Raw genomic sequence first — 21,549 nt, forward strand, 5'->3', positions numbered from 1 at the left:
TAACGAAGGCAAGCGTGTCGGATCGTTCGTTTGCGACCTCTTAGATGCGCCCTCGTGACGTAAATCGCGGCAGCATGGCTGAAAAGTCTTTGCCCAACCCGTCCTCATCCTCAACAAAAGCGCGATACTGCGCGAGCGCGAGCGCGCCCATTGGGGTATCGGCGTTGACAGCTTCGGCCGCCTGCTGCGACAAGCCGAGGTCCTTGAGCATCAACTCAGCGGCAAATCCCGGTGTATAGTCATTGTCAGCGGGGCTTTGCGGGCCGACATTCGGTGCAGGGCAATAGGCATTCATCGACCAGCTATACCCTGAGGATGTGCTGACGACGTCGAACATCTTTTGGCGATCCAACCCCAGCTTGTCTGCCAGCGCAAAGGCTTCGCAGGTGGCGATCATCGTCGCGCCGAGGATCATGTTATTGCAGATTTTGGCCGCCTGACCCGCGCCTGCGTCCCCGCAATGCACCGCCTTTTGGCCCATGATATCAAACAGTGGCTGGGCTGTTTCAAATGCCGCAGCGCTTCCGCCCGCCATAAAGGTCAGCGTGCCTGCGGCCGCCCCACCGATCCCGCCGGAGACCGGGGCGTCGACAAACAGAAGCCCAGCGTCCTGCGCATCGCGCGCCACCGCCCGTGCACTGTCCACATCCACTGTAGAACAGTCGAGAAACAAGGCACCGGGTTTCATCACTGGCAAAACCGCAGCTGCCACGTCGCGCAGTATCGCGCCGTTTGGCAGCATGCTCAGCACGATATCAGCCCCCTGCGCGGCATCTGTCGCGCTTTGCGCAGGTGTCACACCTTCCGCCGTCGTGCCCGCAGTGTCATACCCGATCACATGCAGGCCTGCTTTGGCCAGATTAGCCGCCATCGGCGCGCCCATATTTCCCAGCCCGATAAAGCAAACGGTCGTTTTAGTCATTCTGACATCCTCCAACGTAAGCGCATTTTTCCCAAGCGGCATCAACATCTTGCTGACGGCAATCGCAGGAACGCGCAGATCTGCATATTGCCACTTTGGCCGACGGTCCTTGTCGATGATAGCGGCGCGGATGCCTTCCAGCAAATCACCATGTTCCATCGCGCGATAGGTAAAGCGGTACTCGTGATCCAGCGCCTTGGCCATGCTAAGCGTTGGGCCGCGCAGTCTGTGCAGCACCTCAATCGTGCTCGCCATTGCCAGCGGGCTGTTGCGTCGCAGCAGCTTCAGCGTGTCCTTTGCAAAGTCACTATCAACCTGTTGCAAAGTCGTGATGATATCCCCCAGGCGTTCCCCTGCGAAGTATTTGTCGATGTCAGGTTGAAGAGCAGACAATAGGCTGTCGTCCGGGGGCTGTGCTGCTTGAGCTAAAATGTCGGGGGATGCCCCGTCTTCAAGCTGCTGGATCACGTCGGACCATTGATCTTGTGGTATGAAGAGATCTGCAAAGCCCGCGAAAATAGCATCAGCGGCGGCCATCCGATAGCCCGTGGTGCCGAGGTATTCACCAACACGACCGGGTGCGAGGGCCAGTATCAGTGTTCCACCCACGTCGGGGATCAGCCCAATGCCGCATTCCGGCATGGCGATCCTGCTGGTTTCTCCGACGACACGGTGGGTGCCATGACACCCCAAGCCAACGCCGCCGCCCATGGTGAACCCTTGCAAAAACGAGATCACCGGCTTGGGATAATTGAATATCTTTGCATTCAGGCGATATTCATCGGCCCAGAATTGCTGCCCAAAAGCGAAATCTCCCGCCATGCCAGTGTCGTAGAGTTGCGCGATATCCCCACCTGCGCAAAAGGCTTTGTCACCTTGTGCGTCAAGGACAACGTGCTGGACATCATCGTCTTTTGCCCAGCTGTTCAGTGCTGCTTCGATCTGCAGGCACATGTCATACGTCATGGCATTGAGCGCATCTGGACGGGCGAGGGTGATGCGTCCGGCATGCGGTGTTTGGCGGATCACGATATCTGGCATGGGGGCACTCTCTGGCTCAGGTTTACGCTGTTTATTGCCCGCCCGCGGGGGGGAGGCAAGCCGCGGTGTTGAGCCTACTCGCGCCTTGGGGCATCGGCAGGCAAAACCTATGCTGCGCAGAGCAAACCACCGCGCAGCATATGCGGTTACTCCATGACCGGGATGGAGAATTCGCCACCTTCTTTGATCCCTGACGGCCAGCGTGATGTCACGGTCTTGGTGCGCGTGTAGAACTTGAATGCGTCCGGGCCATGCTGATTAAGGTCGCCAAAAACCGATTTTTTCCACCCGCCAAAAGTGTGATAGGCCAGCGGCACCGGGATCGGCACGTTGATCCCGACCATCCCGACATTTACCCGGTTTGCAAAGTCACGTGCGGCGTCGCCGTCGCGTGTGAAAATAGCTGTGCCGTTGCCGTATTCGTGATCCATCGCAAGGCTCAGCGCCTCTTCGTAGGACTGGGCGCGGACGGTGGACAGAACGGGGCCGAAAATTTCCTGCTTATAGATATCCATATCCTTGGTGACGTGATCAAACAGGTGGGGCCCGATGAAAAAGCCGTCTTCATAGCCTTGCAGGTTAAAGTTTCTGCCATCCACAACGAGTTTCGCGCCCTGCGCCACGCCGGTCTCAACCAAACGTTCGATGTTGGCTTTGGCGGCAGCGGTCACCACCGGGCCGTAATCCACATCATTGCCCGACGTGTAGGGGCCGACTTTGAGCTTTTCGATCCGGGGCACGAGCTTTTCAATCAGCCGGTCTGCCGTCTCATCGCCTACGGGAACTGCCACGGAAATCGCCATGCAGCGTTCCCCGGCCGCCCCGTAGCCTGCGCCGATCAAGGCGTCTGCGGCCTGATCCAAATCGGCATCGGGCATGATGATCATATGGTTTTTGGCACCGCCAAAACACTGCACACGCTTGCCGTTGGCGCAACCCGTTCCATAGATGTATTCGGCAATTGGCGTCGAGCCGACAAAGCCGATGGATTGGATCACATCGTGGTGCAAAATCGCGTCAACCGCCTCTTTGTCACCATTGACGACCTGCAGGACACCTTTGGGCAGGCCGGCTTCTTCGAACAGTTCCGCCAGCATCAGAGGGACAGAAGGGTCACGTTCGGATGGTTTTAGGATAAAGGCATTGCCGCAGGCGATTGCCGGGGCAAACATCCACATCGGGATCATGGCCGGGAAGTTGAACGGGGTTATGCCTGCCGTCACACCAAGGGCTTGGCGCATGGAATACATGTCGATGCCGGGGCCCGCGCTGTCGGTGTACTCGCCCTTAAGCAGATGCGGCGTGCCGATGCAGTATTCCACGACCTCGAGACCGCGCTGCACATCCCCCGCAGCATCGGGCAGTGTTTTGCCGTGCTCGCGGCTGAGCGCTTCAGCCAGTTTGTCCATGTCGCGGTTCAACAGATCGACGAATTTCATCAAGACGCGCGCGCGGCGCTGCGGGTTGACGGCGGCCCATGCCGGTTGCACCGTGGCTGCAATTTCCACGGCCCGATCAATTTCAGCGCTTGAGGCCAGCGGAACCCGCGCCTGCACTTCACCGGTTGCCGGGTTCATCACGTCGGCAAAACGTCCCGAGGTGCCCGCTACGTGTTCACCGTTAATGTAATGCGTCAGGTCCTGCATTGGTCTCTCCCTAAGTTATCCTAAGTCTGCGCCGATACCAGCGCGTTGGCCACACCTATAGCCTTGCAAAAATCATCTATAAAGGGTCTTTGTGGCAAATTCATTTTGCATAAATGCAAGGTAGGTGGGGTAATGCAGACGAACTGGGATGACCTTAGAATATTTCTCGCCGTCGCGCGGGACAACAGCCTGTCTGGCGCGGGCAAGCGTTTGCGTCTTGATCCTGCGACGGTCGGCAGGCGTATTCAAAAGCTGGAAACGTCTTTGCAAACTGTTCTGTTCACGAAATCACCGCAAGGCTATGCGTTGACCGAAACAGGTCAGGCCCTTTTGGCACGGGCTGAACAGGCAGAAACAGCGATGCGCGCGGCTGTGGCGGAACTGCCAGAGCAATCCGACCGCCTCAGCGGACAAATCCGCATCGGGGCGCCGGATGGTGCCGCGAATTATCTTTTGCCGCAGGTCTGTGCTGCGATCTTGCGTGAGAACCCGGATTTGGAGGTTCAAATTGTTGCTTTGCCGCGAGTTTTCAATCTGTCGCGCCGCGAGGCTGATATGGCCATTGCCGTCAGCGCTCCCACTGCTGGTCGGTTGATCGTGCAGAAAATTACGGACTACAAGCTGCATCTTGCGGCGTCACAAGAGTACATTCGTGAAAACGGGGCGATTCAATCCGTTGCAGATCTCGCGCGGCACAATGTCGTCGGCTACATCGCCGATATGATTTTCGATCGCGAACTCGACTATCTTGAAGAAATAGGTCTGACCAAAGTGCCATTGGCGTCAAACTCGGTCTCGGTGCAGCTCAATCTCATCCGGCAAGGGGGTGGCGTCGGGGTCGTGCATGATTTCGCCTTGCCCTCAGCACCTGAGGTTTCGCGTATTCTGACAGAGGATGTCAGCCTGACGCGGGCCTTCTACCTGATCCGCCACGAAGACGACCGGCGAAATGCGCGACTGCGCCGGTTTGCCGACAGGTTGTGCAACGGTCTGCGGGCAGAAGTCGCGCGCCTTGAAGCGCTTACTTGACTTGTTTGCGCTTTGCGGTGACGTTTGAGGGGTCATAGCCATTTAGCCAAGGGGTACATCATGCTTGTTTCTCAAATCCTGAAATCCAAACAACAACATGATGTTGTGACCGTGCCCCCGACGATGAATATCTCGGAGGCCGCGCGTATTCTCTCTGACAAGGGGATCGGCACAGTTGTTGTGTCGAGCAACGGCAAAGTGGTCGACGGCATTTTATCAGAACGTGATATTGTGCGCGAAATCGGTGCGCGGGGCGCGGGTTGCCTGTCTCATACCGTCGCGAGCCTGATGACTTCCAAAATCGTAACCTGCAAAAAAGACGATGAGGCTGACGCAATCCTCAAACAAATGACGGAAGGCCGGTTTCGCCATATGCCAGTTGTAGAAGAAGGCGCTTTGCAGGGGCTGATCTCTCTTGGGGATGTGGTTAAGGCACGCCTGATGGAACTGGCGATGGAAAAAGATGCGCTCGAAGGCATGATCATGGGCCATTGAGACCTTTGCAAACTCACTCACAAGTACTTGCAAATAGCAGCTAACAGTGGTCGTCTGGCCCGTATTTAAACGACAGGAGGGCCTGATGCGCGTTGGCCTATATCCCGGTACCTTTGATCCCATAACGCTGGGACATATCGACATTATTCGACGCGCGAGCGGGCTGCTCGACAAATTGGTGATCGGTGTTGCGATCAATCGTGACAAGGGACCACTCTTCAGCCTTGAAGAACGGGTGGCCATGGTAGAGGCTGAATCCATCAAGATTGCGGCCCTGACCGGGCTTGAGATTGTGACACACCCCTTCGAGAACCTGCTTATTGATTGTGCGAGCGACGTCGGAGCGACGGTCATTGTGCGGGGGCTGCGCGCGGTGGCGGATTTTGAATATGAATATCAAATGGTGGGCATGAACCGGCAACTTGATGATACCATCGAGACGGTGTTTCTCATGGCCGAGGCAGAGCATCAGGCCATCGCGAGTAAGCTGGTCAAGGAGATCGCACGCCTGGGCGGTGGCGTTGAAAAATTCGTTACACCCGAAGTGAACGCAGCCCTTCTGAAAAAGTTCGGTAGGGATAGTTGATCTATCACCTGATAAAAACGTCGCAAATATCTGACTTTATTATGAAATACACCCTTTAAGTACTGGCTGAGTGGCGCGTGTCGAACTGGTATTCTGCGCCAGAAAATCAGAAATTGCCGCGCCTGACGAGACGCGGCAATTATCAGAGAATTGTATTAGCCAAAGGCCCTGCGTGTTACAGGCGACCCATCGCCACCGCAACGTCGGCCATCCGCGCGGAGAACGCCCATTCGTTGTCATACCACGCCATGACACGCACGGTGCGCCCGCCGACCACTTTGGTCTGATCCGGTGCGAAAATGCAGCTGTGTTCTGTATGGTTGAAATCCACCGACACTTTGGCCTCATCGTCATAGGCGAGCACACGGGACATATGCCCCAAAGCCGCATCCTGCAGCGCTGCGTTGACTTCGTCGACGGTGACGTCGCGCCCGGCTTCGAAGGTCAGATCGACCGCCGAGACGTTAGGGGTTGGCACACGCAGAGCCGTGCCATCCAGCTTGCCCGCGAGGTTGGGCAGGACTTCTCCGAGGGCCTTTGCGGCACCGGTCGAGGTCGGGATGATGGACATGGCCGCCGCACGTGCGCGGTATAGATCATCATGGCGCCGGTCCAACGTTGGTTGATCCCCGGTATAAGAGTGAATTGTGGTCATCACACCGCGTTCAATGCCGAAGGCTTCATCAAGAACCTTCGCCAGTGGGGCAAGACAGTTCGTTGTGCAGGAGCCGTTCGAGACAACCGCGTCCTTTGAGATCATGTCGCGGTGGTTCACACCAAAGACGACCGTGCGGTCGACGTTCTTGGCAGGGGCGGAGATCAGCACCCGCCCGGCACCCCGTTCGATGTGTGTTTTGGCTTTGTCACCGTCATTGTGCTGCCCGGTGCATTCCAACACCACATCAACACCTTCCCAGTTCAGCTCGTTCATATCGTAGCTGGACATCATGCGAATGGGTCCGCGCCCGAGGTCCATCGTATTGGCGCCGGTCACGATTTCGCCCGGAAAGCGACCGTGCACGCTATCGTATTTTAAAAGATGCGCGGCGGTGGCCAGCGGTCCGGTAGCGTTGACGGCGACCACGTCGATGTCGTTGCGCCCGGAACTCACAATATGGGAAAGTGTACAGCGGCCGATACGGCCAAACCCATTGATACCTACTTTGATCGTCATTTCACCTGTCTCCACATCACGCCTCATCTGGGGGCTGTATAACGCCCCTGTGGCCTTCGGGGAATGACTAAATCGACGTGTTTTCCGTGTGTTAGCGTTAAACCTGCTGTCGCCTCACCCCATGTTTGCGCCAACAAAAAGCGAAGGTGGTAAATTGTCTTTGATACAGCGACAGTCTAACACAAGGTTGGAAACAGGGAGTCGCATCCGTGCGGGCATATCAATGAGCGGACTTTTGGCATTACTGGATGATGTTGCTGGCATTGCAAAAGTCGCCGCCGCCTCGGTGGATGATGTGATCGGGCAGGCGGCCAAGGCCGGGTCCAAGGCGGCGGGTGCCGTGATTGATGATGCTGCCGTTTCGCCAAAATATGTGCAGGGGTTTTCGGCTGAGCGTGAGTTACCGATCATCTGGCGCATTGCAAAAGGGTCGATGATCAACAAACTTGTCTATCTGTTGCCCGTCGGTCTGGCGCTCAATCATTTTGCCCCATGGGCGATTGTGCCACTGCTGATGCTGGGTGGGGGCTATCTGTGTTTTGAGGGGGCCGAGAAGGTCGCCCATGCCCTTGGGATCGGCGGGCATGGGCATCTGGATTACCCGCAGGCCGCTGACGAGGTCGAAGATATGGCGCACCTCGAAGAGGAAAAAGCCAAAGGCGCCATCAAAACCGATTTCATCCTCTCGGCAGAAATTATGACCATCTCACTGGCCGCGATCCCCGAAAGCAATTTCTGGATGGAAGCGGCGACACTCGCCACGGTGGCTGTCATGATCACAGTTGCGGTTTACGGTGCCGTGGCCATCATCGTTAAGGCGGACGACGTGGGGCTGGCCATGGCCGCCAAGGGCCGCAATGCCGTGCTGCAGGTTCTGGGGCGCGTCATTGTACGCGCCATGCCGCATGTGATGAAAGCGCTCACGATCATCGGGACAGCTGCAATGCTGTGGGTCGGCGGAAACATCGTCGTGCATGGGCTGGAGGCGTTGGGGGCAGGGTGGCCGTATCACGTCATTCACGATCTGGCCTATGCGGTCGGGCACAGTCTGCCGGACCGGTTTATCGGCATCGGTGAATGGGCCACGACGGCGCTGTTGGATGGTATTCTGGGGTTGATGCTGGGTCTTGCGCTGATCCCTGTAGGGGAAAAACTCGTCACGCCGCTGTGGCGCGCGGTCTTCAGCAGGGGCAAGGCAGGCGCTTCTCATTGACGGTTGTGCCTTGTGCGCAATGTTTGGGTGCGGGTCCTGAAGCGACGTAATGTCCCGCAGGCATCTACAGTCACCGGGTAAAGCATGATGGTCTGTATCAGGCCACGGCCGCCCAATATTGGGTGCTATATCACTCATTGAGACGCGCGATACAAAAACGCCGCGATGGGATATCGCGGCGTTTTGATCATGATCCCCGAAAGTAACCGACTAGATGCGCGTATCTGGTTTCCAGTTGCCCGCCACCAGATCGCGGACTTTCTGCGCTGTGGCCTCTGCGGTGATGCCCAGTTCCTTGAACAGAACATCCGCGGGCGCGGAGGCGCCGAAGTCGTGCATGCCGATGAAACCCGATTTCTCGCGCTTTCCCCGTTCCCCAAAGAGCCAGCGGTCCCAGCCCATGCGGATGCCCGCCTCGATCGCCACACGGACCGGGCCGCCGGGCAGGACACGTTTGCGCAAGGCTTCGTCCTGCTCTTCAAAGAGTTCCCAGCAGGGCATGGACACAACCCGCGTGCCGATCCCTTCGGCGTGCAGAATATCGCGCGCTTGCATGGCCAGTGACACTTCCGATCCGGTTGCCATCAGGATCGCCTGACGTTTGCCGATGGCGTCTGCCAGCACATAGCCCCCTTGGGCAACCATGTTCTTGGTCTTGTGCTCGGTGCGGACCGTCGGCAGGCCCTGACGTGTCAGCGACAAAACGGATGGCGTGCTTTTGCTTGATAGTGCCAGCTCCCACGCTTCTGCAGTCTCAATCGTATCTGCGGGACGGAAGACATAAGTGTTGGGGGTCGCCCGGCTGATCGCAAGATGTTCAACCGGTTGGTGGGTAGGTCCGTCCTCGCCCAGTCCGATGCTGTCGTGGGTCATCACAAAGACCGTCGGGATTTTCATCAGTGCCGCCAGACGCATGGCCGGGCGCGCGTAGTCCGTGAAACACATGAACGTACCGCCATAGGGCCGCAGCCCGCCGTGCAGGGCCATGCCGTTCATGGCGGCTGCCATACCGTGTTCGCGGATGCCCCAATAGACATAACGCCCACCGCGATTATCGGTGTCAAAGACGCCCAGATCGCTGGTCTTGGTGTTGTTTGACCCGGTCAGATCAGCCGATCCGCCAACAGTTTCGGGCATAATCGGGTTGATGACTTCCAAGACTTTTTCGGAACTTGCGCGGGTGGCCAGTTTGGGCGCGCCCTCTGACATCTGTTTTTTGAACGCCTTGATGGTTGCGCTCAGCTTTTTGGGCACATCCAGCGCATAGGCACGATTGAACGTCTCGCGCTTGCCGCGGGGCAGGGTGTCAAAGCGGGCTTCCCACGCCTCGCGGGTCGATTTGCCCCGCGCACCGATGGCGCGCCAGCCTTCCAGAACGGCATCGGGCACTTCAAACGGACCGGTTGTCCAACCCCATGCGGCTTTCGCTGCGGCGTTCTGCTCATCATTGGTCAGCGCGCCATGCCCCTTTGAGGTATCCTGCGCGGCGTGCCCCAGCGCGATATGCGTTTTGCAGGCAATCATCGTTGGTTTCTGATTCTTCTTCGCTTGGGTAAGGGCAGCGTCGATTTCCCTGGGGTCATGGCCATCAATTTCGATCACATCCCAACCGGCAGAAACGAAACGTCCGACCTGATCTGTGCGGTCCGACAGGCTGACGGGGCCGTCGATCGTGATGTTGTTATTGTCCCAGAGCACAACCAGCTTGGACAACTGATGGCGCCCGGCAAGGGTGATCGCCTCCTGGCTGACACCTTCCATCAGGCAGCCGTCACCCGCGATGACATAGGTGTAGTGATCCACGACCTTTTTGCCATAGTGCGCGCGCTGGATCTCTTCGGCCATGGCAAAGCCCACAGCGTTGGAAATACCCTGACCCAAGGGCCCGGTCGTCGTCTCGATGCCGGTTGCATGGCCATATTCCGGATGACCCGCCGTGATCGCGCCCCACTGGCGGAAATTCTTGATCTGCTCCAGCGTCATGTCTTTGTAGCCCGTCAGATGCAGCAGCGCGTAAAGCAGCATGGAGCCATGGCCTGCCGACAAAACAAAACGGTCGCGGTCCGGCCAGTTTGGCGCGGAGGGGTCAAAGTTCATGTGCTTTTCAAAGAGCACCGTTGCCGCATCTGCCATCCCGATGGGCATGCCCGAATGGCCCGAGTTTGCGGCGGCTACGGCATCAAGGGCCAAAGCGCGAATTGCATTTGCTTTGGACCAGTGGTCCGGGTGCGCCGCGGCGCGTGCTTTGAGATCCACGAAGAGGTTCCTTTGTCGGCTGTAAACCCGCACTACCGGGCGTTTTTATTCAGGGCGATGTTGAGCCGCTGCATACCAGTCCGCCCGCAAAGATCAAGTGCTGGACGGGCCAAACCAAGCTGCTCACTTGAAGAGATAGGCGCAACCCGTTGAAGCAATTGAAAAGCGCATTTGTTGTGTGGTTGCGATAGGGGTACGATTACCCAAACAGTTGTCGATTCGCCAAATCGGGCAGGGTGATGGAGCTGATGAACAGAAGACACATGAGGTGGGTATGAGTGATATTGAAGAGTTGAATGGCCGAATTATGGCTGCCATGGACCGTGTGGCGCAGGGTGTTGATGCGCTTGGCAAAAACGACACGGGCCAGATGCAGGCCTTGCAGCAGGCGCTGGACGAAGAAAAGCAGGTGAATGCGCAACTGTCCGAGCGCGTTCGGGTGCTGGCGGAGCGTCAGGATCAGGCAATTGGTGCTTTGGAAACCAAAGCCGAAGAGGCCACATCGCGGGTTGCCGCGCTGGATGAAGAACTGCAAAAACTCAAGAAAGCGAATGGGCTCTTGTCTGATGCTTGCGGTGCCTTGCGCGAGGCCAACGCAGAGGGCGTGGGGGACGCGACCCTGATCAACAAGGCGATGGAGGTCGAGTTGGACGCCATCCGCGCCATGCGCAGTGCCGAGGTTCTGGAGGCCGATCAGATACTTTCAGCCCTGACGCCGCTACTGGCCGCAAGTGCCACATCACAAGACACAGAGGAGGCGCACTGATGCCTGAGGTACAAGTTTCCATCGGCGGGCGTGAATTCGAGGTCGCCTGTCAGGAGGGCGAAGAGCATTACCTGCATACCGCCGCCAAGATGCTGGATGATGAGGCGCAGGTGCTGGCACAGCAGGTCGGACGTTTGCCCGAAGCGCGCATGTTGTTGATGGCCGGTCTGATGCTGGCGGATAAAACCGCGAGCGTCGAAGACCGTGCGGCCGAAATTCAGGCGCAGCTGGATGAAACGGAGGCCGAGCTTTCCGCGCTCAAACAGCAGCGCGCCGAACCCGAAAAGATCGAAGTTCCGGTTGTGCCGCAATCCGTGTCGGACACGCTGGCCGAACTGGCGGCACGGGCCGAAGCACTGGCCGCGTCGGTTGACGAAAAAGTCGCGGGTTAGAAAACAAAAGCGCTGCCGGGGAGGCAGCGCTTTGTAAGATTACAGCGGTTATTTTAGCCGTTGGCCTCGCGGATTTTATCCGCGGCATCCTTGTCAAACTCCACACCGTTTTCGGCAAAAAGCGTGTCCAATTCGCCCGACAGTGTCATTTCGGTGATGATGTCGCAGCCGCCGACAAATTCACCTTTTACATAGAGCTGCGGGATCGTCGGCCAGTCGGAAAATTCCTTGATGCCCTGGCGGATCGTCTCATCTGACAGCACGTTTACGTCGGAAAAATCAACTCCCATGTAGTTCAGCACACCCGCGACGCGGCTTGAAAACCCGCATTGCGGCATCTCTTTTGTGCCCTTCATAAAGAGCACGACATCTTTGGCGCTGATGGCTTCCTGGATTTTGCTTGTTGTCTCGGTCATTTTGAGGTGCCTTTTTTCTGGTTGTACGCGCGATGATATCGCGCTGCGTAAGTTTCATCATCTTTCAGCGGGGCCACCGGGGTGTCCGCAATCTTGAAAAATCCCGATGTGCCTTTGGCGCGAACAATCGGTGCGTTCACCCGCTCCAGTGATGCATTCCGGCGGTTTACGGAGTCGATGGCAGACATATCAATCGCTTCAAGCCCCAAGGGCGTTTGGGCCGTCTGTTCGCCAATCGGTTGCGGTTGACGATAGGACAGGGGCCGCCGCTGGCCGGGTCTGAACGGATATGTCAGCCAGTGCCACAGGGTCATGGGTCAGTCCGGCGCCTTTGTTGTCAGCGCAAGCGCGTGCAACTCACCCTGTGAGCCGTCCATTTTCCCTTTGAGGGCCGCATAAACCGCGCGCTGTTGTTGCACCCGGTTCTTGCCGCGAAAGCTCTCGTCTACGACCATTGCGGCCATATGCACGCCGTCATCCCCGTCAACCTGAATGGTCGCATCGGGAAAGCTCTGGCGCAAAAGCTCTTCGATCTCGTGGGCTTGCATGGGCATGGTCTGGCTCCCTTTCGTTTTGCAGGTTAGATGTAGTCGGAGGCGCGCGTCGGAACAAGATGTCAATTTGACCGACAGGGTGCATATTTCGAGACGGAACCATGCGTTTGCGTGCCACATGCTGCACAAAAGCCGGGTCGGGGGAGAAGCAAGATGGATGTTTTTGAAAACGCACCGGAACAGGCGCTGGCCTGGCATCAGGCGGGGCGGGGTGCCGTTTTGGCCACTGTGGTTGAGACATGGGGCTCTGCGCCACGCCGCACGGGCGCGCAGTTGGTGATCGCGGGGGATGGGGAAATGCAAGGCTCCGTCTCAGGCGGCTGTGTCGAGGGGGCCGTCGTGCTTGAGGCTATGGAGGCGCTGGAGAAAGGCGAGCAGCGCTTGCTGGAATATGGCGTCAGCGACGGGGATGCGTTCGCGGTTGGGCTGGCGTGCGGCGGCACGATCCGCGTGTTGGTGGAACCTGTCGGATCAGTTTTCCCGGCGGATATTCTGGAGGCGTTGGTCGCTGCACGCGCCGCACGTCACGCTGCCGCCTATGAGGTCAACATAAATACCGGAGCGCGCCGTCTGGTGCAGGACGCCTACCCGGAGCGGTTCGCGCGGGACCAGTCCGGGTTCGAGGCAGAAGGCGCGGTTTTCGTAGCCATTCACAACCCGCCTTTGCGCCTTGCCATCGTGGGGGCTGTGCATATTGCGCAGGCGCTGGTGCCGATGGCGCGCACCGCCGGATATGACCCGGTGATAATCGATCCGCGTGGTGCATTCGGCTCGCAAGCGCGTTTCCCGGGCGAGAAGATTCTCGCGGACTGGCCCGATGAAGCCTTGGCTGAGGTTGGACTGGATGCGCGCACAGCACTGGTTTTGCTGACCCATGATCCGAAACTGGACGATCCCGCGTTGCATCTGGCGCTGAAATCCCCGTGTTTCTACATCGGCGCGCTGGGATCGAAACGCACCCACGCGGCACGGGTCGGGCGGTTGCAGGACGCTGGGTTCACTCAGCCAGAGATCGCGCGCGTTCATGGACCTATCGGGCTGGATATCGGCGCGTCGGGCCCTCCGGAAATTGCCGTATCTATTCTGGCTGAAATGACGAAAAAACTAAGGCGCGGCGCGTGAAGTTCGGGTCTGTCCCCTTAAGTGACGCCGAAGGGGCCGTTCTGGCGCATTCGGTTGGGCTGAATGGCAAAAAACGTCTGCGCAAAGGACGAAGCCTTGATGAAGGCGACATCAGGGCGCTTGAGGCTGCCGGCCTCACAGAGGTGATCGTCGCCAAGCTGGACCCGGAGGACGTGCATGAAAACCCGGCGGCACAAGCGCTTGCCGAGGCTTTCGTGCCAAATTCCGCAGCGCAGGGACTGGAGTTGACGCAAGCATTCACCGGTCGGGTGAACCTGCTGGCAAAGGGCCCGGGCGTTGTGCAGCTTGACGTGGCCGCGATTGAGGCTGTGAACAGGATACACCCGATGATCACGATCGCGACGGTGCCGCCCTTTCAGCAGATGCAAGACGGCGGGATGGCCGCCACCATCAAAATCATCTCATACGCCGTGCCGCGCGCGGCGCTTGATGCGGCCTGCGCGCAGGCAAAGGCTGCCATCCGTCTGATCGCGCCGCAGGTGCAAAATGTGCGCCTCTTGGTCAGTGATATTGAAGGGGGGGCGGGGGACAAAGGCTGGCGCGCCATCGCGCAGCGTGTGGCCGCTTTTGGTCTCGAATTGCCGCGCCCCGTTGTTGTGCCGCATTCTGTTCCCGCGCTGGCCAAGGCGCTGATTGCAGAGGAAAGCGATCTGACCCTGATCCTGACGGGATCGGCCACGTCAGATATCGACGACGTTGCCCCGCAGGCGGTTCGGGAAGCGGGGGGCACGGTCGGTCGCTTTGGCATGCCGGTCGATCCGGGCAACCTGTTGTTTATCGGAACGTTGGGTAAACGGGCCATCATTGGCCTGCCGGGATGCGCGCGATCCCCGGCACTGAACGGCGCGGATTGGGTCATGGCGCGGATGATCTGCGGTGTTGCGGTGACGGATGACGACATATCCGGGATGGGTGTCGGGGGGCTGCTTAAAGAAATCCCGACACGCCCGCTCCCGCGCCGCGCCGCCGCTTTGAAACCAGCGGATTGAAAATTTTCGCTCATGCGACTTAAGTCGATGAAATTAGTGGTTCTCATAGCGCCATCGTCGTGCTTAACTCACGCCAAACAAATAACCAAGCTACTAGGGAGGAAGCCATGGCACAGGTCTCAATGACTGTGAACGGCAAAGCCGCGTCCGGTGAAGTCGAAGGACGCACGCTGCTGTCATCATTTTTACGCGATCAACTCAATCTCACCGGCACGCATGTGGGCTGCGACACAAGCCAGTGCGGCGCCTGTGTCGTTCATGTGAATGGCGAAGCGGTCAAAGCCTGCACGATGCTGGCCGCCGAAGCGCAGGGGGCAGAGGTTGCAACCATCGAAGGTGCGGCGAACGCAGACGGGTCTTTGAATGTGCTGCAACAGGCGTTTCAGGATCACCATGGGTTGCAGTGCGGGTTTTGCACGCCGGGCATGGTCATGTCAGCGGCGGCCTTGCTCAAGGAAAACCCCAAGCCAACCGAAGCCGAGGTGCGCGACTACCTCGAAGGCAATATCTGCCGCTGCACGGGCTATCATAATATCGTCAAGGCGATCATGGCGGCATCCGGTCAGAACGTCGACAGTATCGCTGCCGAATAAGCATTCATGCGCGTGCCGTGCGTCGGTGGCCCCCGTGCCTCTGCGTATCGCTGCCGCGCCAGCCGGGTGAGGGCAAGCTTACCGCAAGTTAAGGGAGAAGTATTATGCCAAAAGATGGAGGCATTGGTGCCAGTTCAAAGCGCCGCGAAGACGTCCGGTTTCTGACCGGAGCAGGGAATTACACAGACGACATCAACATCCGGGGGCAGGCACATGTGTTTTTCCTGCGCTCTGACGTGGCGCATGGCACACTGAACAAGGTCGATACCGCCGCCGCCGAAGGGATGCCGGGCGTGGTCCGGGTGTTTACCGGCGCGGATTTCGAAGCCGTGGGCGGCATGCCCTGTGGTTGGCAAATCACCGATAAACACGGGCAGCCGATGCTGGAGCCAAAGCACCCGGTGCTTGCCCATGGCAAAGTGCGCCACGTGGGTGAACCAATCGCGGCGGTGGTTGCTGACACGCTGGAGCAGGCGCGGGATGCAGCAGAGGCGATTGAACTCGACATCTCCGAACTGCCCGCAGTGATGGATATGAAGGTGGCGGTCACGGATGCCTCGCCCAAAGTGCATGATGATCTGACGTCAAACCTTTGTTATGACTGGGGTTTTGTTGAGGAGAACAAGGCGGCAACGGATGAGGCATTTGAAAAAGCGGCCCATGTCACCACGCTGGAACTGATCAACAACCGGCTGGTCGCCAACCCGATGGAGCCGCGCGTCGCCGTCGGCGATTATTCCCGCGGCACCGGTGATCACACGCTGTATACCACATCGCAAAACCCGCATGTGATCCGCCTGCTCATGGGCGCTTTCGTGCTGGGCATACCGGAGCATAAGCTGCGTGTCGTCGCGCCCGACGTGGGTGGTGGTTTTGGCACAAAGATCTTCCACTATCAGGAAGAGGCGTTCTGCACCTTCGCCGCCAAAGCCTGTAACCGACCCGTGAAATGGACCTCGAGCCGCTCTGAGGCATTCATGTCCGATGCCCATGGGCGCGACCACGTGACCAAGATTGAACTGGCGCTGGATGCGGACAACAACTTCACCGCTGTGCGTACGGAAACATTCGCCAATATGGGCGCTTATCTGTCGACGTTTGCACCCTCTATCCCGACGTGGCTGCATGGCACGTTGATGGCGGGAAATTACAAGACGCCGTTGGTCTATGTGAACGTCAAGGCCGTGTTCACCAACACCGTGCCGGTGGATGCCTATCGCGGCGCTGGCCGTCCCGAGGCGACGTTCCAGCTGGAGCGGGTCATCGACAAGGCAGCACTTGAGCTTAAAGTCGATCCGGTGGAATTGCGGCGTCAGAATTTCATCACGGAATTCCCCTACGCCACGCCCGTCGCCGTTGAATATGACACCGGTGATTACCACGCAACGATGGACAAGGTGCTCGAGATGTCGGACCGCGCCGGGTTCGAGGCGCGCCGCAAGGAGAGCGAGGCGCGTGGCAAGCTGCGCGGATTTGGGATCAACTGCTTTATCGAGGCCTGTGGCATTGCGCCGTCGAACCTTGTGGGGCAATTGGGCGCCCGCGCGGGGCTATATGAAAGCGCGACTGTGCGGGTCAACGCGACCGGCGGTCTCGTGGTGATGACGGGCAGTCACAGCCACGGGCAGGGGCACGAGACATCCTTTGCGCAGGTGGTGGCCGATATGATCGGCATTGACGAAAACATGGTCGAGATCGTCCATGGTGATACGGCAAACGCGCCGATGGGCATGGGCACATATGGCTCGCGCTCCATCGCCGTGGGCGGGTCTGCCATGGTGCGGGCGACCGAGAAAATCATCGCCAAGGCCAAGAAGATCGCCAGCCACCTGCTCGAAGCCTCCGAGGGGGATATCGAGCTCAAGGATGGGGCGTTTTCGGTCGCAGGTACGGATAAATCCGTAGCCTGGGGGGATGTGACGCTGGCCGCCTATGTGCCGCATAACTATCCGCTGGAAGACATCGAACCGGGCCTCGAAGAGACCGCGTTTTATGATCCGTCAAACTTCACCTATCCGGCCGGGGCCTATACCTGCGAAGTGGAAGTGGACCCGGAGACGGGTGTTGCGACCATCGAGCGGTTCGCCTCTGCGGATGATTTCGGCAACGTCATCAACCCGATGATCGTCGAAGGTCAGGTGCATGGCGGGATCGCGCAGGGCATTGGTCAAGCGCTTTTGGAAAACTGTGCCTATGACGAAAACGGTCAGCTGCTGACGGCGTCCTATATGGATTACACGATGCCGCGCGCGGATGATCTGCCGGAGATGACCCATTACACCGTGGATCACTCCTGTCAGACGCCCTGCACGCACAATCCACTGGGCGTGAAAGGCTGCGGCGAGGCGGGCGCGATTGGTTCCCCGCCGACGGTGATCAACGCCATCGTGGATGCGTTGCGCTCCGGCGGACATGACATCACACATATCGACATGCCCGCTACACCGGCGCGGGTATGGGCGGCAATGCAAGGATGATCCCGCTGAAGGGGGTGAGGGGTGCTGCCTCTCGCCCGTTTCAGGGAGTTTTAGGTCAGGGAAACGGATTGCGATTCCCGGCTTTGGAAAGGAAAGACAATGTATAACTTCGATGTGGAAATGCCTGCCAGTGTTGGCGACGCGGTCGATGCAATGAGCAAGGAAGATGCGCAGGCTCTGGGGGGCGGTCAGACGCTGATCCCGACGCTGAAACAACGCCTCGCAAGCCCGAGCGTTCTTGTCAGCCTCAGCGGCATCGCTGAGATGAAGGGCGTGTGCAAAAATGATGATGGCCTGCTGTGTATCGGCGGGGCGACCACCCATGCCACCGTGGCGCGCGACGCGGCGGCCAGCTTTCCCGGCCTCGCGGGGCTGGCCAGTCATATCGGCGACCCTGCCGTGCGCAATCGTGGCACGATCGGGGGCAGCCTTGCCAATAATGACCCGGCGGCTTGCTATCCTGCGGCAGCATTGGGCGCAGGGGCGACTATCGTGACAAACGCCCGCGAGATCGCAGCGGATGACTATTTTCAGGGGATGTTCACCACCGATCTTGAAGAGGGCGAAATCATCACTGAGGTCCGCTTCCCGATCCCCGAGGCGTCAAACTATCAGAAGTTCCTGCAACCAGCCTCGCGGTTTGCGCTCGTGGGCGTGTTTGTCGCCAAAACCAACGACGGTGTGCGTGTTGCCGTAACGGGTGCGAGCAACGATGGTGTGTTCCGCTGGACGGAGGCCGAAGCGGCCCTGTCGGCGAATTTTGCGCCCGAAGCGCTGGACGGTGTGACGGCGGACAGCGACGATATGATCAACGACCTGCACGGCACCGCAGCCTACCGGGCGCATATCGTTGCCGTCATGACGAAACGAGCCGTTGCGAACGCGTCGTGAAGTCCATCCGCAGCAGTCCGTGCCTTCGCGCAGCGGGCTGCTGCACCGAGTGTCCAACATAAGCCGATGCGCACCGTTTGTTGCTGAAAATATCCTTGAACCTGATCGGTGGCGAAGTTTCAGAACGGCCAAGAGCGCAGACTTGCAACCTATCCTGACCGGCACGTTTTGATCAGGGCGGTGTTGGTGCAACTGGCGTGTTTGCGTCAAGGATCAGTGGTGATTCGGACCTGTCACATACCGGGCATACGGATCCACGTACCGCCCAAGGCCCGCACCTGTGCCCCGCTGCCAATTTTGAAACGGGCGAGGCCCGGCGTATTTTCGGTGTCAACAGTGCCAATATCCAGTCGTGTGATGGATCTTTCGGCGAAGTAATCTGCGGCGTGCATCAACAATGCGTAATGGGCATTGGCGCCGCGGCCAGCAGAGCTGGTCCATCCCAGATGATAGGTTGCCACAGGGCCATGTTCCAGGAACAGCATCGCTGCAACGGGATTGTCTTTTTGCCTGGCCGTGAACAAAATCACTTTGTCCCGGTTTGTCGCCGCATAGGCATGAATAATGCTATGAGGAAGAGCGCGAAACCCTTTTTGACGTTGTTGGAGGCGATCTTCCGTCAACAGCCAGTCATGCACGGTCTGATCGAAAGATGCGTGTTGCAGCTTGAGCGCGGATTTTTGCGATTTGCGCCACGCATTTCGCCACTTCCCAGTGGCCTTTGTCAGCCAACACGTGTCGCATAGGTTGAGTTCCGCGACATGTGCGGGCGTCATGATGCGGCGAAATCCGGCCTCATGGTAAATGTTGCTCGGGTATTCCGCGTTTATGATCCGAAGGGGGGAGCGGCGCAAAGCGTCTGCATCCTCTACATTCCAGAGGGGCCCGCGTGGTGCAAAAGCAATCCCAAAGCGTTTAATCATCTGCGTCGGGGCAGCGCCACTGATGCTGATCCTTTGAACGTTCGTACCAAGCCTTTTGAGGGCTTCGCCAAAGCTTGGATGTTGTTGAAGGGGCATTTCCATCAATCCATTAAGGCTCTGGAAACCTAAAACATGGTTAATGTCCTTGATGAAAAAGACACGTTTCAAATCCGTCGCCGGAATACTGGCTCCTGCTGTGCGCCCGACACCATTAGGCGCTGCGTTGCTGGCTGCGGTGATTTCGGTGCCGATAGGTGCAGTGCTTTTTTTGGCTGAACTTTTTCTTTGAGGCTCAATGCGTGCCCGGTTGAAAACCGCTGTTGATCGTTTGCTCCTGCCGCCCCAACGCAAAACGCCCTGACCGTTGGGACAGGACGTTGGGTTTGAATAGCGTGTGTGAGGGTCGGCTACCTCGGAAGTGGCCCGATCAGCATGACCATCTGGCGGCCTTCCATCTTGGGGAAGTTCTCCACGCGGCCCGCTTCCTTGGTGTCTTCTGCGACACGCTCCAGCAACTCGCGACCAAGGTTCTGGTGCGCCATTTCGCGTCCCCGGAACCGCAATGTGATCTTTACCTTATCGCCGTTTTCCAGAAATTTGAAAACATTGCGCATTTTGACATCATAGTCATTGGTGTCGGTATTGGGCCGGAATTTGACCTCTTTGATCTCGATGATCTTTTGCTTTTTCCGGGCTTCGCTCTCTCGCTTTTGTTGTTCATATTTGAACTTGCCGAAATCCATGATCTTACACACGGGCGGGTTGGCATTTGGCGAGATTTCGACCAGATCCAGCCCGGCGTCATTCGCCATTTCCATGGCACGTTCGGGTGTTACAACGCCGACGTTTTCACCTTCGGCCCCGATCAGTCTGATATCTGACCCTCGGATTTTTTCGTTCACGCGTGGACCGGTTTCCCGTTGCGGCGGCGCGTTGTGTGGTCTGCGAGCGATGATGTTCTTCCTTCAATTGTTCAACGAAACTGCGCTCATAAATTAGACGCAGGTCGGTGCTACTTCAAGCTGCAAATGCAGGATAAGCGGATGAAAAGCGACCTGAGTTCGCTTAGCATCTCGCTTTGATGTTGCAAACCCACTTTTTAGGTCGGCGAGCGCTGCCACCCCCGGACCGTCCGTTTTTGGCTGATTGGCATCGACAGACAGCTTGGATAGTCAGTCAAGAAAGGCTTTCTCAACCACATATTGCGCTGGTTTCGAATTTGCCCCTTCTTCAAGACCATAGCCTTCGAGCAGGTCTTTAATTTCCAGATTGAACGCAAGGTTGCCACATACCATGGCACGATCCGTCTCTGGGGACATCGGGGAAACCCCGAGGTCCGCAAAGACATCGCCCGAGCGCATCAGGTCGGTGATGCGCCCCATCTTCGGGCTTTCTTCGCGGGTGGTTGTCGGATAATAGCGCAATTTCCTGAGGTTATCTTCGCCGATCAACTCGTTCAGTAATTCATCGGCTTTGATGCTCTCGATCAGATCGGCACCATATTGCAGTTCGCCGACTTCGCGGCAGGTGTGGGTGATGATGACCTCGTCATAATCTTCATAGGTCTGCGGGTCGCGCAAAAGCGACGCAAAGGGGGCAAAGCCGGTGCCGGTGGCAAAGAACCAGATCCGTTTGCCGGGCAGCAAGGCATCATGCACCAAAGTGCCGACTGGTTTGGGACGCAGGATGATCTCGTCACCGACCTGAATGTGCTGCAACCGTGAGGTCAGCGGGCCGTCCTGCACCTTGATGGAGTAGAACTCCAACTCATCGTCCCAAGACGGGGAGGCGATCGAATAGGCCCGCATCAAAGGCTTTTGTTTGCCGGTCTTGGGGTCAGGGTCGCCCATCAGGCCGATCATCACAAACTCGCCGGACCGGAACCGCAATGACGCAGGGCGCGTCACGCGAAACGAAAACAGGCGGTCTGTATAGTGCTGCACAGCGGTCACGGTTTGCGCGTCGGGCAGGGTGGGGACTTTGGTGGCAGTTTCTTTGTTCACGGTAGCTTGCTCAGTCATAAATATGTCAAGGCAGGCTTAC

The 21,549-nt window shown here is 58.1% G+C and carries 22 protein-coding genes and 1 pseudogene; 12 read left to right on the forward strand and 11 right to left on the reverse strand.

Going from position 1 to position 21,549, the window contains the following annotated elements; all coding sequences use genetic code 11:
* Positions 1–40: 40 nt before the first annotated feature.
* The 3 genes and pseudogenes from mmsB to K5Q35_RS01825 all read right to left on the reverse strand — a co-directional run bounded on the left by mmsB (position 41) and on the right by K5Q35_RS01825 (position 3,609).
* Complete coding sequence (gene mmsB / locus K5Q35_RS22830; RefSeq protein WP_308443339.1) at positions 41–922, reverse strand: 3-hydroxyisobutyrate dehydrogenase; 882 nt, start codon at positions 920–922, stop codon at positions 41–43.
* Between the two features lie 33 nt (positions 923–955).
* Positions 956–1,963: pseudogene (locus K5Q35_RS22835) on the reverse strand (enoyl-CoA hydratase/isomerase family protein); the annotation flags it as partial.
* Positions 1,964–2,109: 146 nt separating this feature from the next.
* A complete protein-coding gene (locus K5Q35_RS01825) occupies positions 2,110–3,609 on the reverse strand; it encodes a CoA-acylating methylmalonate-semialdehyde dehydrogenase (RefSeq protein WP_013961374.1) in 1,500 nt (499 codons plus the stop codon).
* 132 nt (positions 3,610–3,741) lie between these two features.
* Here K5Q35_RS01825 and K5Q35_RS01830 point away from each other — a divergent pair, with 132 nt between their 5' ends.
* The 3 genes from K5Q35_RS01830 to coaD all read left to right on the forward strand — a co-directional run bounded on the left by K5Q35_RS01830 (position 3,742) and on the right by coaD (position 5,719).
* On the forward strand, positions 3,742–4,638 hold the full coding sequence (locus K5Q35_RS01830) for a LysR family transcriptional regulator (protein WP_013961375.1): 897 nt from the start codon (positions 3,742–3,744) through the stop codon (positions 4,636–4,638).
* Between the two features lie 60 nt (positions 4,639–4,698).
* Positions 4,699–5,133, forward strand: a complete 435-nt coding sequence (locus tag K5Q35_RS01835) for a CBS domain-containing protein (protein WP_013961376.1) — start codon at positions 4,699–4,701, stop codon at positions 5,131–5,133.
* An 85-nt stretch (positions 5,134–5,218) separates the two neighbouring features.
* Complete coding sequence (coaD, locus tag K5Q35_RS01840; RefSeq protein WP_013961377.1) at positions 5,219–5,719, forward strand: pantetheine-phosphate adenylyltransferase; 501 nt, start codon at positions 5,219–5,221, stop codon at positions 5,717–5,719.
* A gap of 175 nt (positions 5,720–5,894) precedes the next feature.
* Here coaD and gap read toward each other — a convergent pair whose 3' ends face one another.
* Positions 5,895–6,893, reverse strand: a complete 999-nt coding sequence (gene gap / locus K5Q35_RS01845; protein WP_220798207.1) for a type I glyceraldehyde-3-phosphate dehydrogenase — start codon at positions 6,891–6,893, stop codon at positions 5,895–5,897.
* A 223-nt stretch (positions 6,894–7,116) separates the two neighbouring features.
* Between gap and K5Q35_RS01850 the strand changes: the two genes are divergently transcribed.
* On the forward strand, positions 7,117–8,106 hold the full coding sequence (locus tag K5Q35_RS01850; protein ID WP_220798208.1) for a DUF808 domain-containing protein: 990 nt from the start codon (positions 7,117–7,119) through the stop codon (positions 8,104–8,106).
* A 210-nt stretch (positions 8,107–8,316) separates the two neighbouring features.
* On the opposite strand, the gene tkt is transcribed toward K5Q35_RS01850, so the two are convergent.
* Positions 8,317–10,362, reverse strand: coding sequence for a transketolase (tkt, locus tag K5Q35_RS01855; RefSeq protein WP_220798209.1), 2,046 nt, complete (start codon positions 10,360–10,362; stop codon positions 8,317–8,319).
* Between the two features lie 274 nt (positions 10,363–10,636).
* On the opposite strand from tkt, the gene K5Q35_RS01860 reads away from it, so the two are divergent.
* Both K5Q35_RS01860 and K5Q35_RS01865 read left to right on the forward strand, forming a co-directional pair.
* Positions 10,637–11,128, forward strand: a complete 492-nt coding sequence (locus K5Q35_RS01860; protein WP_220798210.1) for a hypothetical protein — start codon at positions 10,637–10,639, stop codon at positions 11,126–11,128.
* Positions 11,128–11,520 carry a cell division protein ZapA gene (locus K5Q35_RS01865; protein WP_011569116.1) on the forward strand — a complete coding sequence of 131 codons (393 nt, stop codon included), beginning with the start codon at positions 11,128–11,130 and terminating at the stop codon, positions 11,518–11,520. Before K5Q35_RS01860 ends, K5Q35_RS01865 begins: the two co-directional genes overlap by 1 nt.
* A gap of 53 nt (positions 11,521–11,573) precedes the next feature.
* Here K5Q35_RS01865 and grxD read toward each other — a convergent pair whose 3' ends face one another.
* The 3 genes from grxD to K5Q35_RS01880 are packed head-to-tail and all read right to left on the reverse strand — an operon-like array spanning position 11,574 to position 12,490.
* The gene (gene grxD / locus K5Q35_RS01870) at positions 11,574–11,936 is read right to left on the reverse strand and encodes a Grx4 family monothiol glutaredoxin (RefSeq protein WP_013961382.1); all 363 of its coding nucleotides are present in this window, start codon (positions 11,934–11,936) and stop codon (positions 11,574–11,576) included.
* Complete coding sequence (locus tag K5Q35_RS01875) at positions 11,933–12,250, reverse strand: hypothetical protein (RefSeq protein ID WP_220798211.1); 318 nt, start codon at positions 12,248–12,250, stop codon at positions 11,933–11,935. Before K5Q35_RS01875 ends, grxD begins: the two co-directional genes overlap by 4 nt.
* Positions 12,251–12,253: 3 nt before the next feature.
* The gene (locus tag K5Q35_RS01880) at positions 12,254–12,490 is read right to left on the reverse strand and encodes a BolA/IbaG family iron-sulfur metabolism protein (protein ID WP_013961384.1); all 237 of its coding nucleotides are present in this window, start codon (positions 12,488–12,490) and stop codon (positions 12,254–12,256) included.
* 153 nt (positions 12,491–12,643) lie between these two features.
* Between K5Q35_RS01880 and K5Q35_RS01885 the strand changes: the two genes are divergently transcribed.
* From K5Q35_RS01885 to K5Q35_RS01905, 5 genes are all read left to right on the forward strand, one after another.
* Positions 12,644–13,612: an XdhC family protein gene (locus K5Q35_RS01885; RefSeq protein WP_220798212.1), complete on the forward strand. Its 969-nt coding sequence runs from the start codon at positions 12,644–12,646 to the stop codon at positions 13,610–13,612.
* The gene (locus K5Q35_RS01890; RefSeq protein ID WP_220798213.1) at positions 13,609–14,622 is read left to right on the forward strand and encodes a molybdopterin-binding protein; all 1,014 of its coding nucleotides are present in this window, start codon (positions 13,609–13,611) and stop codon (positions 14,620–14,622) included. Before K5Q35_RS01885 ends, K5Q35_RS01890 begins: the two co-directional genes overlap by 4 nt.
* 107 nt (positions 14,623–14,729) lie before the next feature.
* Positions 14,730–15,215, forward strand: a complete 486-nt coding sequence (locus K5Q35_RS01895; RefSeq protein ID WP_013961387.1) for a (2Fe-2S)-binding protein — start codon at positions 14,730–14,732, stop codon at positions 15,213–15,215.
* A 104-nt stretch (positions 15,216–15,319) separates the two neighbouring features.
* Positions 15,320–17,692 carry a xanthine dehydrogenase family protein molybdopterin-binding subunit gene (locus K5Q35_RS01900; protein ID WP_013961388.1) on the forward strand — a complete coding sequence of 791 codons (2,373 nt, stop codon included), beginning with the start codon at positions 15,320–15,322 and terminating at the stop codon, positions 17,690–17,692.
* Positions 17,693–17,791: 99 nt separating this feature from the next.
* Positions 17,792–18,583 carry a xanthine dehydrogenase family protein subunit M gene (locus tag K5Q35_RS01905; RefSeq protein WP_220798214.1) on the forward strand — a complete coding sequence of 264 codons (792 nt, stop codon included), beginning with the start codon at positions 17,792–17,794 and terminating at the stop codon, positions 18,581–18,583.
* A 233-nt stretch (positions 18,584–18,816) separates the two neighbouring features.
* On the opposite strand, the gene K5Q35_RS01910 is transcribed toward K5Q35_RS01905, so the two are convergent.
* Positions 18,817–19,602: a GNAT family N-acetyltransferase gene (locus K5Q35_RS01910; protein ID WP_220798215.1), complete on the reverse strand. Its 786-nt coding sequence runs from the start codon at positions 19,600–19,602 to the stop codon at positions 18,817–18,819.
* Between the two features lie 52 nt (positions 19,603–19,654).
* On the opposite strand from K5Q35_RS01910, the gene K5Q35_RS01915 reads away from it, so the two are divergent.
* Positions 19,655–19,795 carry a hypothetical protein gene (locus K5Q35_RS01915; protein WP_217517513.1) on the forward strand — a complete coding sequence of 47 codons (141 nt, stop codon included), beginning with the start codon at positions 19,655–19,657 and terminating at the stop codon, positions 19,793–19,795.
* A 118-nt stretch (positions 19,796–19,913) separates the two neighbouring features.
* On the opposite strand, the gene infC is transcribed toward K5Q35_RS01915, so the two are convergent.
* Both infC and K5Q35_RS01925 read right to left on the reverse strand, forming a co-directional pair.
* Positions 19,914–20,459, reverse strand: a complete 546-nt coding sequence (gene infC, locus K5Q35_RS01920) for a translation initiation factor IF-3 (RefSeq protein WP_044025245.1) — start codon at positions 20,457–20,459, stop codon at positions 19,914–19,916.
* Positions 20,460–20,678: 219 nt separating this feature from the next.
* Positions 20,679–21,527, reverse strand: coding sequence for a ferredoxin--NADP reductase (locus tag K5Q35_RS01925; protein WP_220798216.1), 849 nt, complete (start codon positions 21,525–21,527; stop codon positions 20,679–20,681).
* Positions 21,528–21,549 lie beyond the last annotated feature (22 nt).

The sequence above is a fragment of the Roseobacter sp. OBYS 0001 genome, from assembly GCF_019654895.1.
Lineage (GTDB): Bacteria > Pseudomonadota > Alphaproteobacteria > Rhodobacterales > Rhodobacteraceae > Roseobacter > Roseobacter litoralis.

Coding starts and splice junctions, on each gene's coding strand:
- mmsB (WP_308443339.1), bottom strand. CDS start 922: ATGACTAAAACGACCGTTTGCTTTATCGGGCTGGGAAATATGGGCGCG.
- K5Q35_RS01825 (WP_013961374.1), bottom strand. CDS start 3,609: ATGCAGGACCTGACGCATTACATTAACGGTGAACACGTAGCGGGCACC.
- K5Q35_RS01830 (WP_013961375.1), top strand. CDS start 3,742: ATGCAGACGAACTGGGATGACCTTAGAATATTTCTCGCCGTCGCGCGG.
- K5Q35_RS01835 (WP_013961376.1), top strand. CDS start 4,699: ATGCTTGTTTCTCAAATCCTGAAATCCAAACAACAACATGATGTTGTG.
- coaD (WP_013961377.1), top strand. CDS start 5,219: ATGCGCGTTGGCCTATATCCCGGTACCTTTGATCCCATAACGCTGGGA.
- gap (WP_220798207.1), bottom strand. CDS start 6,893: ATGACGATCAAAGTAGGTATCAATGGGTTTGGCCGTATCGGCCGCTGT.
- K5Q35_RS01850 (WP_220798208.1), top strand. CDS start 7,117: ATGAGCGGACTTTTGGCATTACTGGATGATGTTGCTGGCATTGCAAAA.
- K5Q35_RS01860 (WP_220798210.1), top strand. CDS start 10,637: ATGAGTGATATTGAAGAGTTGAATGGCCGAATTATGGCTGCCATGGAC.
- K5Q35_RS01865 (WP_011569116.1), top strand. CDS start 11,128: ATGCCTGAGGTACAAGTTTCCATCGGCGGGCGTGAATTCGAGGTCGCC.
- grxD (WP_013961382.1), bottom strand. CDS start 11,936: ATGACCGAGACAACAAGCAAAATCCAGGAAGCCATCAGCGCCAAAGAT.
- K5Q35_RS01875 (WP_220798211.1), bottom strand. CDS start 12,250: ATGACCCTGTGGCACTGGCTGACATATCCGTTCAGACCCGGCCAGCGG.
- K5Q35_RS01880 (WP_013961384.1), bottom strand. CDS start 12,490: ATGCCCATGCAAGCCCACGAGATCGAAGAGCTTTTGCGCCAGAGCTTT.
- K5Q35_RS01885 (WP_220798212.1), top strand. CDS start 12,644: ATGGATGTTTTTGAAAACGCACCGGAACAGGCGCTGGCCTGGCATCAG.
- K5Q35_RS01895 (WP_013961387.1), top strand. CDS start 14,730: ATGGCACAGGTCTCAATGACTGTGAACGGCAAAGCCGCGTCCGGTGAA.
- K5Q35_RS01900 (WP_013961388.1), top strand. CDS start 15,320: ATGCCAAAAGATGGAGGCATTGGTGCCAGTTCAAAGCGCCGCGAAGAC.
- K5Q35_RS01905 (WP_220798214.1), top strand. CDS start 17,792: ATGTATAACTTCGATGTGGAAATGCCTGCCAGTGTTGGCGACGCGGTC.
- K5Q35_RS01910 (WP_220798215.1), bottom strand. CDS start 19,602: ATGCCCCTTCAACAACATCCAAGCTTTGGCGAAGCCCTCAAAAGGCTT.
- K5Q35_RS01915 (WP_217517513.1), top strand. CDS start 19,655: ATGAAAAAGACACGTTTCAAATCCGTCGCCGGAATACTGGCTCCTGCT.
- K5Q35_RS01925 (WP_220798216.1), bottom strand. CDS start 21,527: ATGACTGAGCAAGCTACCGTGAACAAAGAAACTGCCACCAAAGTCCCC.